Source organism: Okeania hirsuta (assembly GCF_003838195.1).
In the GTDB taxonomy this organism is placed as follows: Bacteria; Cyanobacteriota; Cyanobacteriia; order Cyanobacteriales; family Microcoleaceae; genus Okeania; species Okeania hirsuta.
On record NZ_RCBY01000008.1, the window covers coordinates 52,150 to 70,971 of the forward strand.

At 34.8% G+C, this 18,822-nt stretch carries 7 protein-coding genes; 1 reads left to right on the top strand and 6 read right to left on the bottom strand.

Annotated elements, in window-relative coordinates; all coding sequences use genetic code 11:
- Positions 1-228: 228 nt before the first annotated feature.
- Positions 229-2,925, bottom strand: a complete 2,697-nt coding sequence (locus D5R40_RS02670) for an AAA-like domain-containing protein (RefSeq protein ID WP_240038851.1) — start codon at positions 2,923-2,925, stop codon at positions 229-231.
- Positions 2,926-4,713: 1,788 nt separating this feature from the next.
- On the opposite strand from D5R40_RS02670, the gene D5R40_RS02675 reads away from it, so the two are divergent.
- Complete coding sequence (locus tag D5R40_RS02675; protein ID WP_124144036.1) at positions 4,714-5,151, top strand: helix-turn-helix domain-containing protein; 438 nt, start codon at positions 4,714-4,716, stop codon at positions 5,149-5,151.
- Between the two features lie 481 nt (positions 5,152-5,632).
- Here the strand turns inward: D5R40_RS02675 and D5R40_RS02680 are convergent, their stop codons facing one another.
- The 5 genes from D5R40_RS02680 to D5R40_RS02700 all read right to left on the bottom strand — a co-directional run bounded on the left by D5R40_RS02680 (position 5,633) and on the right by D5R40_RS02700 (position 18,801).
- Positions 5,633-7,414 carry an ABC transporter substrate-binding protein gene (locus D5R40_RS02680; protein ID WP_240038850.1) on the bottom strand — a complete coding sequence of 594 codons (1,782 nt, stop codon included), beginning with the start codon at positions 7,412-7,414 and terminating at the stop codon, positions 5,633-5,635.
- 831 nt (positions 7,415-8,245) lie between these two features.
- Positions 8,246-9,676, bottom strand: a complete 1,431-nt coding sequence (locus tag D5R40_RS02685) for a response regulator (protein ID WP_338043143.1) — start codon at positions 9,674-9,676, stop codon at positions 8,246-8,248.
- Between the two features lie 24 nt (positions 9,677-9,700).
- On the bottom strand, positions 9,701-10,855 hold the full coding sequence (locus tag D5R40_RS02690; protein ID WP_205127291.1) for a cache domain-containing protein: 1,155 nt from the start codon (positions 10,853-10,855) through the stop codon (positions 9,701-9,703).
- 463 nt (positions 10,856-11,318) lie between these two features.
- The gene (locus tag D5R40_RS02695) at positions 11,319-14,663 is read right to left on the bottom strand and encodes a response regulator (protein WP_240038849.1); all 3,345 of its coding nucleotides are present in this window, start codon (positions 14,661-14,663) and stop codon (positions 11,319-11,321) included.
- Between the two features lie 736 nt (positions 14,664-15,399).
- Positions 15,400-18,801 carry a response regulator gene (locus D5R40_RS02700; RefSeq protein ID WP_124154191.1) on the bottom strand — a complete coding sequence of 1,134 codons (3,402 nt, stop codon included), beginning with the start codon at positions 18,799-18,801 and terminating at the stop codon, positions 15,400-15,402.
- Positions 18,802-18,822 lie beyond the last annotated feature (21 nt).

Consider the following 18,822-nt stretch of genomic DNA (forward strand, 5'->3'; position numbering starts at 1 on the left):
TATCCATCTTTCCCATTCTTTTCTTAACTTTTTTTACTTCTTTATTCCTGTTTCTAGAATAGATGATTTGAATGCTGACCAGCTTAATGAATTCCATAGTTCATTTTCGACTATTTTTTCTTCTTTATCATAGAAGTAAATCCACAATTTATGTGATTTATATATCAACAGCTAGCCGCAATAATAGTTTGTAATTTCTATTGCCGACATTAGTATTAGTATTTTATTTTAGCTCTGACAAAATTCTACTACTCTCATAAAATAGTTAGGTTTTCCTACTAAAAAACGACAACCTTTACTTAAAAGTTCATCTAAATTTTCCACAGACCTTAGCCAAACCTTCCCATTACTACCAGCAACAGCAATTTTTTTACTATCCGAACTAAAACTAATACTAATTACATTCTCCATAAATTCAAATTGACTAATCTGCCGTCCTGATAAATTCCAAAGTCGCACAATACTATCAATTCCAACAGTAGCTATTAACTCTCCATCAGGACTAAAACTAACTAACTTAGTATCCAGATGTAAACTTTGAAAATTATTCATTAATTTTCCTGTAGAAAGCTGCCACAATTCCACGACTCCATTTGATGTTGCTGTTAGTAAAAGCTGGGGTTGAGAAATGCTAAAATTCATACTAATAGCTTGCACATCTAGAGTTTTGAATTGATTTTCAGATATATTCCATAATCTAATTGTAGACTTTCCATCTAATGTTGCTAGAAATTTTCCATTGGGACTAAAACTAACAGCTCTAATCAAACCATTATCATTCAAAATTGAATCAGATAATATAGTTATAGGTGACGATGATACATTCCAAATTTGAACAGGAATATCTATGCCAGAAGTGGCTAAATACTTACCATCAACACTAAAACTAATACTATTAACTTCAGTTTGAGATATCTCTAATACATATAATTTTTTCCCTAATAAATTCCATATTTTTACCGTACCATCACTACCAGCAGTTGCTAAATATTCACCATTCGGATGAAAAATTAGACTATTAACTGATTTTTGCTCCGTTTGCCATTCTGTAATTTTTTCGCCCTCAAAATTCCAAATAATTACTTTTCCATCTACTCCTGCTGAAGCTAAAATATCTTGATTCGGTCTAAATTTAACACTCGTAACAGCACCTTGATGACCTTGCAGAATAATCTTTCTTTTTTGAAGAAAACTATCTTCAAATTGTTTTTGTTCGTCAAGTTTATCGAGAATCATTTGTAGTGCTAATATTGGTCGAGTCGCAGGATATTCCGCTAGAGGAATATTGTTATTAACCAAATCTTTTAATCTTTGTCCCGCAGATATTGCCTTGGGTAAAGCTTCCAACAATGCTTGATTTGTTGTTGACTTCTTGAACATTGCTAATAACAAAGCATCAGTGCCAGTTTGTTCAATTTCTCGACTAGATTGTGCTAATCGAAATCTTTGATAAGCTAATAGGGAAAAACCTATTGATAAAACTAAAGATGTGCCAAGGATAGCAGAACCTATGGAAATCCAACGTTTAGCTTTTTGTTGTGCTTTTGCAACTTCTGCTTGAGCTTTTTTAGTTTCTATTTTTGTTGATTCTAAGGCTTCTATTTGAGCATCTAATACTAATCTTTGGCTAGTAGTCAAAAATTGAAAATCTTGATTTCTTAAACTTTTTCCGGCTGCCCAAATTAAAGCATATTGTAAATCTTCCCCTTGCAATAAATAAGATTTATCTTCACAGTTTGAATGAAGCCATGCTTTAATTTGTGTAGAATAAGGAGGTAACTTTTCTAACTCTTCATTAATCATTTCTTCGTGAAAAATTGTAGCATATATAGAATTAGCTACAGTTAATTTATTATCTCGTCTAACTACCAATCCAGATAACCTAAGTTCCATTTGTTCAGGACTATCATCGGCAACTATTCCAGCCAAATCATTCTGTAAAATTTGCTTATATAACCCTAATCTTCTAACTATTCTTTGATCTTTTCTGAAAAGGCGCTCGCGAATAGTTTTCAAATGTTCTGGTATGTCTTTTGTCTCCCAATTATGAATAATTTGAGATTTAATCATCTCCTCTAATTCTATTTTAGGATTAACAATAAAAACCCCATTTTCAATGATAATTTTACACACTTTTTGAGTTAAAAATGGTTGTCCATTCGTCCACGATAAAATCTCTTTTAAAACTTCCTCTGGTTGCTGACAAATTTCAACTAATCCATCCACCAAAGATAAGGCTTCATCAAATTTAAAACCAGTTAACTCAATAGCTATACCAATATTAAAAGGCGTACTATTTTTGTCTTGACATAAATCTTGAGGCGTACTAACTCCTAACAAAGCAAAAGTTAAGCGATTATATTCTTGATTATTGGCACGTTTATTATAACAAGACCGAATAAATCCAAAAAAATCATCTACCGGAAAATCCAGAGCTAGAATGCTATCAATTTCATCAATAAAAATCACAATATTGTTCTGGATTTTTGTTAGTAATATCGTTTCAATAAATTCACTTAATCGTTGTACGGGTGCGAGATAATTTCGTTCTCGCCACCAGGTACGAATATTCACATATTCTGAGAGATTAAAATTATTTTCCAAGATGCGAAGAATACCTGCGTACCATTGTTCAGGAGTAACTCCCCGATTACCTATTTCTGAAATATCTATTGCCACACAAGAAATACCTTCTTGTTGTAATCTTTTAATCGTTCTAACTTGCAAGCTAGATTTTCCCATTTGACGAGAGTTGAGAACATAACAAAACTCACTTATTTTTAGATTTTTATATAGGTCTTCATCTGCTTGTCGCTTGACGTAGTTGGGTGAATTTCTGGGGAGACAACCACCGACTTGATAATAGGATTTTTGTGTTGAGTTATTCATGGCAAGAATGTATTTATTAACTAAGTTAACAGTCATAACTTTTCTTGGTTAGATTGAGGAAAGCTATAAGCAGTTGTGCAAAATTACAGCGTATTCGGTGGTTTATGAAGTTGCATGCAACGTCCGTACAGAGTAGGAGTTAGGAAAGAATATAGTTTTTTCCATCCTGAGTATTTTGTTCAATAAGCTTTCATTATTTGGACTCTGAACTACTGTGCCACATTTACATGGAAATCTGCTGTAATTTAATATTTGGAGAAGGCAAAGAAGTTAGAAATGTTTATTAGATTAGATATCTCCGAAAAAAATATAATGATGATATTTTAAACTTGAAAAACTAAGAAGGAGCAAGAAAAAAGGGAAAAGAGAAAGATGATAAAATAGTGTTTTTATCAATATTAATTAGGACTTACGCAGTAAAACGTATTTTCGTCATTGCGACCGACAGGGTTTGCGGAGCAGTCCAGAACAGATAGCAATCTCAAGTCCTAGTTTTTCGTAACTCATGCGTAAGTCCTGAATATATAGATATAGCGTTTCTCAAATTGCTGAGGTAGAGTTCTTTTTCTTGTTTTCTATTCTCTGTTGCCCGTATCGTTAACGATAGTTGTGTGCAAACTAACCGCTGTTTTGTGCTTCGCAGAGCTTCCTCTAATATCAAATCTGCTGATTTCGGTAAAAAAAAGGGCGTTGCTGAATGGTAATGATTTTGAGATTAACTTTGGGCGCAAAACATCAGTTTTTCAATTTTACCTTCAGCTAATAGACATCTCCAAGAATCAAAAATCAATATCTATATCCCAAAGAAATTATCAATTCTTTACCCTTACAGCAAAGCTGCCCACTCCCTACTCCCTATGGGTGGAGTAGATGTCTAATTATCATTACATTTAAGCAACGCCAAAAAAAGTTCCATCTGAGCACCATTGCCAAATCTTTCTCGATCTCTCCATTTCCTCACCTTCCCCACACTCTTTATATCATGTTCGCACTTTATCGTTTGTGTAAACCCAAGCGTGAATATCTACAGAAAATTTAATTAAGTTTTTTCGGACTTTTAAGTCTTCTGTTCTAGATAACTAAAGCCTTCTTCCTTTATTAAGTAAATTGAAAATTTTAGGTAGAGACAGAATATAACAATAGGCAATTCATAAAATAGAAGCACTGCCAATAACAAATCAGTTTTGGTAAAATACCTGGCTGTTATTATCTTAAATTTGCGTCGTAATTGAAAAATAACTTCAGAATTAGAAGAGCAAGACAGAAAATTAATTACTCACTAACCGCTACTTCCAGCAGATAAAATTACTTCATAAAACTAGCGTAATCGATCCATATTCTCAACAGGGATCAGATTTTATATACTCAACTAAATTTGTATATCAAATGCTTAAAATTCTATTTTAATCATAATTTGAGTTGAATATTATCAAGATTTTGTAAAGATTTTCATAAAAAAAGTAAAGATTTCGTGAAGTTAAAAAATTATCTGAATTAAGTCTTTTATATATTTACACAGATATTATAAAATGATATAGTATATGTAGATAAGTAACTAAACCGTAAACAATACAACTGCAAAGTTAATAAAATCAACAGATATTTCTAACATTAAGTGTTAGTCCGTAAATTAAAAATTACGGTTAAACTGCTCAAAAAGGTTTACTACCTTAACTAAGAAATCATCTCAAGTTGTAACGGTCGATTTAAACTTTACAGGGTCATCTATTTCTGGGATAGCAATTGCGTTGAGCAGAACAGAGTTCTATTGCTTCCCAGAGTCGAGCTACTAATATTTATTACTCCCTGATAAAGTAGAAAAAGATGCCTAAAAAAGCCTATCTAAAATCTCACCTGAGTGAAATAGAAATCAAAACACGTTATCTCCAAACTAGAGATAGAGTAGAATCTCGGCGCTGGCACCTTTTGTGGTTAGTGTCTCAAAAGTGGACGATTAAAGAAGCAGCTAAAGCTTTGGGTCTTAACTATGATTATGCTAAAGATATAGTAAAAAATTACAATCAACAAGGACCAAATGCCATTTTGAATCGACGGAAAACCAGGAAATTTTATCCTTCTCATGCTTTACTGACACTAGAACAACAAGAACAATTACGCATAGCACTCAAAAATCCACCCACAGACCAAGAAACCTGGACTGGACCGAAAGTGGCAGAATGGATTGCGAAGACTATTGGACGCGATCGCGTTTCTCCCCAACGTGGATGGGAATATATGAAACGATGTAGTTCCAATTCTTAAATTTCCTGAATACACCAACGTTTAATCTTTTTACTCTATTACATAGTAGTGGCGTGTGACAGCTCAATTAATGATGCCGTCACACATTACTATATAGATAGTGCGTTATTTCATGTCCGTTTAATAGCGGTTCTTAGGTGCTAGATCATAGGTGTAAATTCAAGATAGAACACTGGAAACGGAGCATAAATTTTGGATATTCCTTTCTTTTCGCGCATCAATTTTGAGGAAAAATCATCTGAAGGAGTGTTGAATTTTTTGTATTATTTCTCCCCACATCTTCCCTCTTACCTCCTGACTCCTTGCTTTTTGTATTATTTCTCCCCACATCTTCCCTCTTACCTCCTGTCTCCTGTCTCCTGTTTCCTGTCTCCTGTCTCCTGTCTCCTGTCTCCTGTCTCCTGACTCCTTGCTAAATTTATGAAGATACGATCAGGAGTTCTATATAATGTCTGTTTAATAGCGTTCAGGAAAAACTTTCTTATCCTCTTCCTTCTTCTTCCCTCCTGACTCCTGACTCCTGACTCCTGACTCCTTCATCAGCAACTTTCAATTCATCAATATTCCAAAAAGCTCCACCAATAGCAGAAAATTTTAAATTATCTACACGATCGCGAACTGCTTGCAATGAAAGAGGATTTACTAAAAAAAATATAGGTAACTGTTCCGCAACAATTTGCTGAAACTGACCGTAAATTTCTCGACGTTCATTCTCATCTACCGTCTGATATCCAGCAGTAAATAAACGGTCAATTTCTTGCTCCCAATTAGAAACTTGCCAATTTTGCATTAGTGTTTCCCCAGGTTTAGCACCAAGGTTAAATTGATGAAATGAACCATTACTTAACCAAAATAAAGAGAGTAAATTTGGCTCAAAATCTGCACCAGGAACACCAAAAGCTCCGACATAACATTCCCAATCTCTACGAAGTAATAGCTTTTCTAAAACAGTGTTGAAATTGAGTACCTGTAAATTAGCTTTAATCCCAATTTTACTTAAATCTTCTTTGACTTGAACTGCTGTATCTATCCTGAGTTTTTCTTCAGATTTTACTAAAATTGTAAATTCTACTCGGTTACCATCCTTGTCTAATAATTCATTTGCATTATTATATTGAAAACCAGCATCTAACAATAAATTTCTAGCTTTTTCAAGATTATAATTATAAACCTTTAATCCTGCTTCTGGAGATAAATAATAAGGACTTTGTACCCCCAGAGCAGAATGTTGTATTGCTCCTAAACCTCGATAAATATTATTATTTATCTGTTGACGGTCAATAGCATAAGCAACTGCCTGACGAAACGCCAAATTATTAAACCAACCAGACTTAATAGGATTTAAAAAAGGCTTACCTTCCGAATTTTTAGCTTGATTAAGATTAAAACCAACAAACTGATAGCCAAATTGAGGACCACCATTATAAATCTGATATTTTCCTCGTTTTTCTTCTCGTTTCAGTAATTGAAATGCTTCGGCATTTACTCGTAGAGTATCTAGTTCCCCAGAACGAAATCTGAGCAATTGATTATCGGTTGAAGGAATAATTTGGATAATAATTTCATCGAGATAAGGGAGTGAATTACCCATACCATCAGAACGCCAATAAAAGGGATTTTTTTGTAAAATAATTCTTTGAGAAGGTATGTAACCTCCAAGTTTAAATGCGCCATTACTAATGATTTTTTGTGGCTCTGTGTTTGTATCCCAGGTTGATAAAAATAGGGGTTTACCATCAGCATCAATTGATAAAACAGTATCTTGCAAAACATGAGCTGGTAAAACTTTCAATTTCTCTACATATCTGAGAAATGGGGCAAATGGTTCGGGCAAGATAAATTCTACTCTTTGTCGATCGAGTTTTTTTACAGAGGGAAAAGCACCATTACTACCAATTCTTAAAAAGTCTCTATAAACAGTAGGAATTTTTTTGTTTAGATAAATATCTTGGTAGGTAAAGACAACATCATCAGCAGTTAGAGGTTCCCCATCAGACCATTTTAATCCTGAGCGTAATGTAAAGATAATTCGTCTTTTATCTTCAGACAAAATCCAAGATTCTGCTAATGCTGGTTGTAACTCTCCAGTTAAACCATTTTCTGATAGTAATCCTTCGTAAATAAAATTAAAAATTCCGTATGGAGAACGAGATATTGGGTAGTTAAAAGTAGTTGGCGCACTAGGAAGAGCTAAAACTAATTTTGAATTATTATTAATTTGTGAATTTAATAAAATTGGGCGACAACCACTTATTAAAATCAATAAACAACATAATAAAAATCCAATTGAAGAATGTAGCACTCGAAAAATCATAAACTTAGGAATAATAAAATTAATTTTTTTGAACTTTCTTAGCTTTTGTTTGTAGTTGGGCTTGAGCTCTTACAATACTTATATTAAATACGTTATCCCAAATCTCACGCATTATTGCTACATCTCCTTGATAGTAGGGAGTAGGGAGTAGGGAGTAGGGTGAAAATAGATAAGATATCTTGGTTTAATGCCGATAATCGTTATAAACATTACTAAACGATTATTATTACTTAATAACTGAAGTTCATCGGAAGTATAGCATTATTTTTGGTAATTGGTATTAATATTTGCTACCAAAAATTGATAGGGAGACGGGAAGATTCGTAAGTAGCACAATTTTTTGTATTTCATATAAGTATTGTTGCTCAAGCAAAACTACGAAGTCCTATTATAAATCTTCTACTTTCCTACTCCCTACTTTCAAGAATATGTAGGAAAAATGGGTGATATTTGATATTTTACCATTTAAAAAAAAAAGAACGTTATGAATAATATCAAATCCGTTTGATCGGACAAAAAAAATATTCAATCGTCATAACTACGCTCATCTTTGTGATTCTCTCTAATCCTGACTCCTGACTCCTGACTCCTAGAGACTTAACCATTCTATAACTGTTTAACCGGATTTGATATAATTTGGATGATTATGGGGATATACCGTTGACGAAAAATATAAGTTCCGACCTAAAAAACAATATCGAAGCCATTTATTCTGACTCCTGACTCCTGACTCCTAATAAATAGTCTACCTATTTGTAGCAAATATTTATCAAACTGATATTACTTCTGAGTAAATGCCCAAGCTCCATCCCAGTTTTTCGGCACACCAGTTGCTGTTAACTCCTCAATTCTTTCTAGATAAAGTTGAGATGTTTGGTCTGAAGAATTAACTGCTAATACTTTCTCAAAATAATTCTTAGCACCAACCAAATCTCCCAAACGATAATACTCTACAGCTAGTTCAAAATCTGCCTGAGTTCTTAATTTTAATTCTCGAACATAATCTACTTCTCCATCAAGCACCTCATAAACATTAATTGGTTCATCTCTACCCTTAACAGATGCTCTATCTAGAAATCTAATTTGATATTTTTGAGGATATTTTAAACTCTTAAAAGCTGACTCAGAAATTAATAAAGAAACTCCATAATACTTAGTCAAACCTTCTAAACGTGAAGTCAAATTCACATTATGAGAAAGTGCATCTCCTGACATTCGAGTTTCCTCTCCAATGATGCCAACCATCATATGACCCCAATGAATACCAATGCCGATTTTCATCGGTAACAAACCCATCGCTTTTAGAGTCTGATTATATTTCTGTAATGTCTTAAGTTGAGAAATAGCTGACTGTATAGCATCATCAGCGCCTTCAGGAAATACAGCCATAATACCATCTCCCATAAACTTAATAATTAAACCATTGTAAGCGCGAATTTCTGGACAAACTTGTTGTAAGTAACCATTTACAAAAGCAAAAGTTTCTTGAGAAGTCATTTTTTCAGATATACTCGTAAAAGAACGAATATCAGAAAAGAATATAGCCATTTTTTTACTCACCCGATCGCCTAAATTGACATCAAGAATATTTTCTTTTGATAGCAATTTGACATATTCGTGGGGTACAAAACGTCCGTAAGCATTAGTGATTTTTGATAATTGAAGATGGGTTTTAACCCTAGTTAATAATTCATCTTTAGCAAAGGGTTTAGTCAAATAATCATTGGCACCAAATCGGAAACCTATAACTAAATCAGCTACTCTATTTTTAGCAGTTAACATCAAGATGGGCAAACTTTGAGCGGGATATTTTTCCCGAACTTTAGCGCAGACTTCATAACCAGACATATTGGGCATCATTACATCTAGTAAAATCATGTCAATATTCTTGTCTTGCTCCAAAGCAGCCAAAGCTTCTTTGACGAGATTAGATAGACGACGAGCGCTATAAACTATCATACTTAAGTTGGAATTGGTGACCGGATTTAACTCTCCAGTGCTACCTTCCAAGATAAATTCACCAAGACCAATAATCCCATTAAGTGGGGTTCGGAGTTCGTGGGAGGTGTTAGCTAAAAATTCGTCTTTGAGGCGGTCTAGTTGTTTGAGTTGTTCATTTTGTGTTTCTAAAGTTTCAAAATAATTTTTAAGTTGAGCTGCCATGAGATTAAAAGAGTTGGCAAGTTCGCCTACTTCATCACGACGGTGAATATTGAGTTGATTTTCCCATTTGCCTTAAGCAATTTCTTTAGCCGCAGAATTAAGTTGTAAAATAGGTTGGGAAATCCAGTTAGTGGTGACTATTCCTATTAAGATAGCTACAATCAGAGCAGCAAGACTGAATAAAATTGTGTTCTTGGTGTTGGTGTTAATTTTTTCCATGAAGTCATTTTCGGGAACAACTACTACTACTAACCAATCAATAACTTTACCATCCCTAACTGGCATTATGCTAGCATAATACCACTCTCCATCAATCGGAAAATTTATTTGTTTGCTACCCTCAATTTCATCAAAATTACCGAACTCTTTTTGTAAGTGTTTGGCCGTGGAACTTACTGTAATGCTATCACTATCAATAGCTTGTAAGCGTTTAATTTTTTTCTTTTTACCAAATTCAATAGTGAGGAATGGTTGGGAAATCTGAGAGCTAACAACTAAATCTCCCGATCGCTCCATAATAAAACTTTGTCCATTGGGACTAATATTTAAGTTTTTGAGAAATTCTGTAATCCTGGTCAAGCTGGTCTGATTTGCTAAAACCCCGATTAACTGGCCAGTAGAATTAAAAATGGGTCTGACAGCGGATATATCCAAAGATGTATTAGCACGAGAGAAAGCTGCATAAATAGAACTCCATGTGGGTTGACCAAGTTTCTTTGCCACTTGATACCAGGGGCGAATCCTGGGGTCATACTCTTTTACTTTCACAAACTCTTCCGCATTACCCCGAGAATCTAGTCGGTAAATTTCACGAACTGGTTGAGTAGCTATAGTACGAATCCGGAAGATAATTTCACCATTATCAGGATTAAGTTCAACACCAATAAATTCTCCCTGCTCATTACCGAAAAAAAGGTCACTTTCCAAATCCCCTTCTTTGATAATTTGCCAAAAATAGGCTCGCATTGCCCCAAAATTGTTGACATCTAAATTGCCACCTTCAATTGCATCATTGGTTACTCTTAGCACCTGATAAGATTTGTTGAGATAACTTAAAACGTGCTGTTCAATACGAGTGCTAATTTCCTTAGTTAACTGGTTTGCAAGAGTATCGACAGTTTGGCGTCCATTGGTAAAAGAAAAATATCCTACTAATCCCACAGCACTAACAATTTGCAGAATAAAAGGGACAATTAGAACAGTTTTGAGAGGAAATTTGCTAAACATTTTGCCCAGTGTCAGAGATAGAGGTTTAAATAGCATCAAAGCTTTAGGTTTATTTCTAATATATCTCTGAACTTGAATTTGGTCATGCAAATTCGAAAAAAAGAATGTTACAAATTATAGGGAATAGGGAACAATTAATAATTAATAATTAGGGCTTGCTGATTAAATATAAAAGCATTTATATATAAAGGTTTTAGCCTTTTTATATCTGGAAAAAGTACCTAGCTTTCAGGAACCTATCCCACTAATAATATTTTTGCTGAAAACCTTAAATATTTTGAGAATTAAAAACGAAAAATTAAGCTTTTAAAATAAATTTTACTTAAACAAATAAGCTTGTTGAAAATAGTGGGATAGGTTCAGCTCTTTATGCTCAAAAAGGTGCGCATTTTGGGCAGGAGAGTAGCCCAAAAATTACTCCCTTACTCCCCCGCTCCCCCCCTCCCCCTACTCCCTATTCCCTTTACTTTTGAGTAAATGCCCAAACCCCATTCCAATTTTTCGGTACACCATTTACCATCAGCTCATCAATTCTTTCCAGATAAACTTGAGCTGTTTTATCTGAAGAATTAACTGCTAAAACTTTCTCAAAATAATCTTTAGCAGAAACTAACTCTCCTAAACGATAATACTCCAAACCTAATGAAAAATCTACCTGAGTTTTTAATTTTAATTCTCGTACAGAATCAACTTCACCATCCAGCACTTCATAAACATTAATTGGTTCATCTCTACCCTTCACAGATGCCCGGTCTAAAAACCGAATTTGATATTTTTGCGGATTTTTTAAACAATTAAAAGCTGACTCAGAAATTAATAACGACACACCATAAAACTTAGTCAAACCTTCCAAACGAGCCGTCAAATTCACATTATCAGAAAGTGCATCTCCAGACATTCGACCTTCCTCTCCAACTATACCTACCATCATATGACCCCAATGAATACCTATACCAATTTTAATTGGGGGAAAATCTTCTGCTTTTAGGGTCTGATTATATTCTTGTAATTTCTTGAGTTGAGCAATAGCAGTTTCAACGGCATCATCAGCGCCATCCGGGAATACTGCCATAATCCCATCTCCCATAAACTTAATAATCAAACCGTGGCGATCGCGAATTTCTGGACAAACCTGTTGTAAATAACCATTCACAAAAGCAAAAGTTTCTTGAGAAGTCATCTGCTCAGATATAGTTGTAAAAGAGCGAATATCAGAAAAGAAAATTGCCATTTCTTTACTTACTCTGTCTCCTAATTTAACATTGATAATACTTTCTTTTGAGAGTAACTTCACATATTCGTGAGGAACAAAACGCTCATAAGAATTAGTAATTTTTGATAATTGAATATGAGTTTTAATCCGAGTTAATAACTCATCTTTAGCAAAAGGTTTAGTTAAATAATCATTTGCACCAAATTGGAAACCCATAACCAAATCAGCCACTTGATTTTTAGCAGTTAACATTAAAATGGGCAAATTCTCCGCAGGATATGTTTCTCTAATTTTAGCGCAGACTTCATAACCAGACATATTTGGCATCATTACGTCTAACAAAATTAGGTCAAAATTCTGATGTTTGGCTACAGCATCTAAAGCTTCTTTTCCATTTAATGCTTGAGTAATTTGATATTTATTGGCCGTCAAATGGTTAGTTAGAACTTGCACATTTATCGGTTCATCATCAACAACTAAAATATGGAAATCACCATCTGCTAAATGATTTTCATAGGGTTCGATGTTTGGGGATGTTTCTACGATATCATTAACTCTAGAAACAGAAATATTCAGAGGATCGGCGACATATTTTTCGGAAATGGGTAGAGTAAAACTAAAACTAGAACCGACACCAAATTGAGACTGTACCCAAATTTTACCCCCATGAAGTTCAACTAATTGCTTGGTGACAGCTAACCCTAAACCTGTACCACCGTATTTTCTAGCTGTGGAACCTTCTCCTTGTTCAAAATATTTAAAAATGCTTTCTAATTTATCACTGGGAATACCAATACCAGTATCAGAAACAGTAATTATCATTTCCTGAAATGCTTGGGAGTTATAATTATTGGTAATTAGTGCTGCTGAGATTTCAACTTTACCAGAGTCAGTAAACTTGAGTGCATTGCCAATTAGGTTGTAGAGAATTTGTTGTAAACGGTTTTCATCAGCACTAACGGGAGGTAAATTTTTGGGGATAGCATTGATTAACTGTAGATTTTTATTTTTGCTGATCAATAGATTTAAGGTGACTACTGTTTCTACAACCACAAAAACATCAACTGCTTTAATCTGTAATTCTAGTCTATTGTATCTAATTTGGGAAAAGTCAAGAATGTCATTAACTAGAGTAGAAAGACGACGAGCGCTAGATACAATCATAGTTAAGTTGGAAGTGATGGTTGTATTAATATTTTGGGTTGGTTCTCCTAGAAGAAATTCACCAATACCAATAATGCCATTCAGTGGGGTGCGGAGTTCATGGGAAGTGTTGGCTAAAAATTCGTCTTTGATGCGGTCTAATTTTTTCAGTTCTTGGTTTTTTGCTTCTAGGGTTTCAAAGGAGTTTTTGAGTTGTGTTGCCATCCGGTTAAATGACTGAGCAAGTTCTCCTACTTCATCCCCACGATCAATATCCAGTTGATTTTCCCATTTGCCTTCCGCAATTTTTTTCGCAGCAGAATTAACTTGTAATATTGGTCTAGTAATCCAGTATGCAGTAAATATCCCAACTAAGATAGCGATAATTAGAGCCGTAATACTCAATAAAATAGTAGTTCTGGTATTGGCATCTATTTTTTCCATAAAGTCACTTTCGGGAACCACAACCACCACTAACCAATCAATACCCCGTCCGTCTTTAACTGGGATAACGCTAGCATAGTACCACTTTTTATTAATAAGAAAACTAAATTGTTTGCTGCGATTAACTTTTTCTAAACTACCAAACATTTTTTCTAGGTGAGTTGCCGTAGCACTGACTACAACATTATTGCTGTCAAAAGCGTGCAAGCGTTCTATGTTTCGTTCCCCATTAATTTTAGTAATTACAAAAGGTTCAATATCTTCGGAACTAGCAATTAGATTTCCAGAGTGCTCCATGATAAAGCTTTTGCCATTAGGACTAATCTTTAAGTTGTTGAGAAATTGAGTCATCTCCGTTAAGCGAGTTTCATTACCCAAAACTCCAATTAAATTATCGTCAGAATCAAAAATAGGTTTAACCGCAGCTATATCTAAAGATGTGTTTTTGTCAGAAAAGCTAGGATAAATAGAACTCCATGTAGGTTCACCTATTTTTTCTGCTGCCCGATACCAGGGGCGAATGTGAGGATCATACTTTCTAATTTTCAATAATTTGCTGATATTAGCACGCTCATCTAACAGATAAGTTTCTCGTAATGGTTGAGTAGCTGTAGTCAGAATTCTCAAGACAATATCTCCACTTTCAGGATTAATGTCAACGTTGATAAACTCTCCCTCTTCGTTACTAAAAAAAAGGTCGGTTTCCCACTCCTGATCTTTGACAATTTGCCAAAAGTAGAGCCGTATTGCACCAAAGTCGTAGAGATCAAAGTTGCCACTGGTAATAGCATCATTGGTTATTCTTAGAACTTGATGGGATTTGTCTAGATAATCTAGAACGTGCTGCTGAATACGAGTGCTAATTTCCAAAGTTAACTTACTCGCCAAAGTCTCAACAGATTGGCGTCCATTAGTAAAAGAAAAATATCCCACTAATCCCACAGCAGTAACAATTTGTAGAATAAAAGGGACAATGAGGACAGTTTTTAGAGGAAATCGACTAAACATTTTGCCTAGTGTGAGAGATAGAGGTCTAAATAACATAAAAGCTTTAGGTTTATTTCTAATATATCTCTGAACTTGAATTTGGTTGCTAATTTAAAAAAAAGAATGTTACAAATTATAGGGAACAATTAATAATTAATAATTAATTATTAATTATTAGGGCTTACTGATTAAAATTCAAAGCATTTATAGATAAAGGTTTTAGCTTTTTTAAGTATCAAAAAATGCGAGGTTTTAAGTGGTAATATCATGTTCCCCTTGCAGGGGAGCTGCGCTAACGGATAATCAGTTATAAAAAAAATTTATCCCTTTCAACCTTTTCTTCCCTTCTGCCTTCTGCCTTCTGCCTTCCTTCCTCCAAAGTGTAAGTATTCAACCGAACATTATATAATGGTTCAAAAATGAGCGGATTTTGGTCAAGATTTGGGCAGAAAAATCATTCTGACAAAACTTAGCTCCTACCTCCTCGCATTCCCCTAACTCCTGTCTTCTGTTTCCTGTATCCTGTCTCCTACCCCTACTAAAAGACTTTCCATACGCAAACCCTAATTAGGGCTTGCTGATTAAATCTCAAAGCATTTATAGATAAAAGTTTTAGCCTTTTTATATCTGGAAAAAATACCTAGCTTTCAACTCTTTATGCTCAAAAAGGTGCGCATTTTGGGCAGGAGGGTAGCCCAAAAATTATTTCCCTACTCCCCCGCTCCCCCTACTCCCTACTCCCTACTCCCTACTCCCTTTACTTCTGAGTAAATGCCCAAACCCCATCCCAGTTTTTGGGCACACCAGTTACAGTTAATTTATCAATTCTTTCTAGATAAAGTTGAGCTGTTTTATCTGAATAATTAACGGCTAATACTTTCTCAAAATAATATTTGGCAGTAACAAAATCTCCTAAACGATAAAACTCTATACCCAATGCAAAATCTGCTTGAGTTTTTAATTTTAATTCTCGTACATAATCAATTTCTCCATCTAGAACTTCATAAACATTAATAGCTTTATGTCTACCTTTTACAGATGCACGGTCTAAAAATCTAATTTGATATTTTTCTGTATCTTTCAAACCCTGAAAAGCTGATTCAGAAATTAATAAAGAAACTCCGTAATATTTAGTTAAACTTTCCAAACGAGCTGTCAAATTCACATGATCGGAAAGTGCATCTCCTGACATTCGATTTGGCTCTCCCACAATACCAACCATGATAAAACCTACATGGATGCCAATTCCTACCTGAATTGGGGGTAAACCTTCTGCTTGTTGAATCTGATTATATTCTTGTAATTTCCGAAGTTTACCAATAGCAGCTTGCACAGCATCATCAGTGCCATCAGGAAATACTGCCATAATGCCATCTCCCATAAACTTAATAATTAAACCATTCCGGTCGCGAATTTCTGGGGAAACTTCTTGTAAATAACCATTGACAAAAGCAAAAGTTTCTTGAGGTGTCATGTTTTCAGATATAGTAGTGAAAGAGCGAATATCAGAAAATAAAATTGCCATTTCCTTACTCACACGATCCCCTAATTTCACATCAAGAATATTTTCTTTTGATAGTAATTTTACATATTCGTGAGGGACAAAACGTTCATAGGAATTAGTAATTTTTGATAATTGAATGTGAGTTTTAATCCGAGCTAATAATTCATCTTTAGCAAAAGGTTTAGTTAGATAATCATTAGCACCAAATTGGAAACCCATGACTAAATCGGCGACTTGATTTTTAGCAGTTAACATTAGAATCGGTAAACTTTGGGCAGGATATTTTTCCCTAATTTTAGCGCAGACTTCATAACCAGATATCTGAGGCATCATCACATCTAGCAAAATCAGATCGATATTCTGATTAGTATCTAAAGCAGCTAAAGCTTCTTTTCCATTTAATGCTTGAGTAACTTGATAGTTATTGGCTTTTAAGTAGTTACTTAAAACTTGAATGTTTATAGGTTCATCATCAACAATTAAAATTTGAAAGTTACTATTAGCAATATCAGTCTTAAGAGGAGTAATTTCTTGAGGTTTTTCTACTAGATCTACAAAATAACGAATACTATTGACGGTGGAAATAATGGAGGTTTCTGCTACAGATTCTTGTGAAATTGGTAGGGTAAAGTAAAATCGGGAACCAACACCAACTTCAGACTCCACCCAGATATGACCGCCGTGGAGTTCGACTAATTGTTTCGTGACTGCTAACCCTAAACCTGTACCCCCATATTTTCTAGCTGTGGAACCTTCTGCTTGTTCAAAAGAGTTAAAGATGCGGTCTAGTCGATCGCCAGGAATACCGATACCAGTATCCGAGACGGCGATCGTCAGTTGTGGAGATGGTTCTATATTTTGACTGGAGTATTCTGGGGCTAGAATTTGCTGATGGGGGTTTCTAGAATTGCGACTAATTACTTCTGCCCAAATTTCGACTTGACCAGACTCCGTAAATTTAATAGCATTGCCAATTAAGTTATAGAGAATTTGTTGTAAACGATTTTCATCAGCACGGACGGGGGGTAAGTCTTTAGGAATGTTATTAACTAACTGTAGATGTTTATTTTTGCTGACCACAAATTTATTTAAGCTAACTACTGTCTCTACTACCCCATAAATATTAATAGCTCTAATTTGTAATTCTAATGTATGGTGTCTGATTTTAGAGAAGTCAAGAATATCGTTGACAAGATTAGATAGACGACGAGCACTAGAAACTATCATGCTTAAGTTAGATCTAGTAAGTGAATTTAGCTGGGATTTATCTCCTTCTAAAAGAAATTCGCCAATACCAATAATCCCATTAAGTGGGGTACGGAGTTCGTGAGAGGTGTTAGCTAAAAATTCGTCTTTGAGGCGGTCTAGTTGTTTGAGTTGTTCATTTTTTGCCTCTAAGGTTTCAAAGGAATTTTTGAGTTGGTTAGCCATCAGATTAAAAGAGTTGGCGAGTTCACCTACTTCGTCACGACGATGAATATTGAGGGTGTTTTCCCATTGACCTTCAGCAATTTTTTTCGCAGCAGAATTAATTTGTAAAATCGGTTGAGTAACCCAGTGAGTAGTGACTATTCCTACCAATATAGCTATAGTCAAAGCACCAAAACTTAATAAAATAGTAGTCTTGGTGTTGGCGTTGATTTGTGCCATGAAGTCATTTTCAGGAACGACCACAACCACTAACCAATCAATACCTTTACCATCTTTAATTGGCATGACTCTGGTATAGTACCAAGCTCCATCAATTAGAAATTTAAGTTGTTGATCGCTATTAATTTTTTTTAAATCACCAAAATGTTGTTGCAGTTGCTCGACAGTTGCACTTATTGTGGGGTTATTACTTTCGATCGCAGGTAGACGTTGGATCTTGCGCTTTTTGTCCTCTTCAGTAATAATAAATGGTGTCTGAATTTGAGAACTAACTACTAAATCTCCCGACCGCTCCATAATAAAACTCTGTCCACTAGCGCTGATATATAAGTTACTCAGGAAATTTGTGACCTGCACGAGGGTTGTTTTATTTGAAAGAACTCCCACAAACTGCCCACTTGAGTTGAAAATAGGTCTGACTGCTGATATGTCTAAGGAAGTATTTTCACGGGAAAAGGAGGCAAAAATTGGACTCCAGGTTGGTTCACCTAACTGCTTTGCTGCTTTATACCATGGGCGATCGCGAGGATCGTAAGCTTTTCCTTTTAAATATTCGCTGATGTTACCCTCATTATTAAGTAAGTAAGTTTCCCGAATAGGTTGAGTTGCGATGTTACGAATTTTAAAAAGAATATCTCCATCTTCTAAACGTTCAACCCCGATAAATTCTCCTTCTTCATTGCCCAAGAAAACATAATCCTCTAAATCTTTTTCTTTTACCACTTGCCAAAAGTAAAGTCTCAGACCAGCAAAATCATCAACATCCAAATTTTCACTTTCTATGGCATAATTGGTTACTCTTAAAACTTGATGAGATTTATTTAGATATCCTAAAACGTGCTGTTCAATACCACTGCTAATTTTTTGGGTTAACTGGTTAGCAAGGTTATCAACGGTTTGTCGCCCATTGATCAAAGAAAAATATCCCACTAATCCCACAGCACCAAAGATTTGTAGAACAAAAGGGACAATGAGGACTGTTTTCAGGGGAAATTTGCTAAACATTTTGCCCAGGTTAAAGGATAG

Excerpts from the sequence above, each read along its gene's own strand:
- D5R40_RS02675 (WP_124144036.1), top strand. The coding sequence starts at position 4,714 with ATGCCTAAAAAAGCCTATCTAAAATCTCACCTGAGTGAAATAGAAATC.
- D5R40_RS02690 (WP_205127291.1), bottom strand. The coding sequence starts at position 10,855 with ATGTTTAGCAAATTTCCTCTCAAAACTGTTCTAATTGTCCCTTTTATT.
- D5R40_RS02695 (WP_240038849.1), bottom strand. The coding sequence starts at position 14,663 with ATGTTTAGTCGATTTCCTCTAAAAACTGTCCTCATTGTCCCTTTTATT.
- D5R40_RS02670 (WP_240038851.1), bottom strand. The coding sequence starts at position 2,925 with ATGACTGTTAACTTAGTTAATAAATACATTCTTGCCATGAATAACTCA.
- D5R40_RS02700 (WP_124154191.1), bottom strand. The coding sequence starts at position 18,801 with ATGTTTAGCAAATTTCCCCTGAAAACAGTCCTCATTGTCCCTTTTGTT.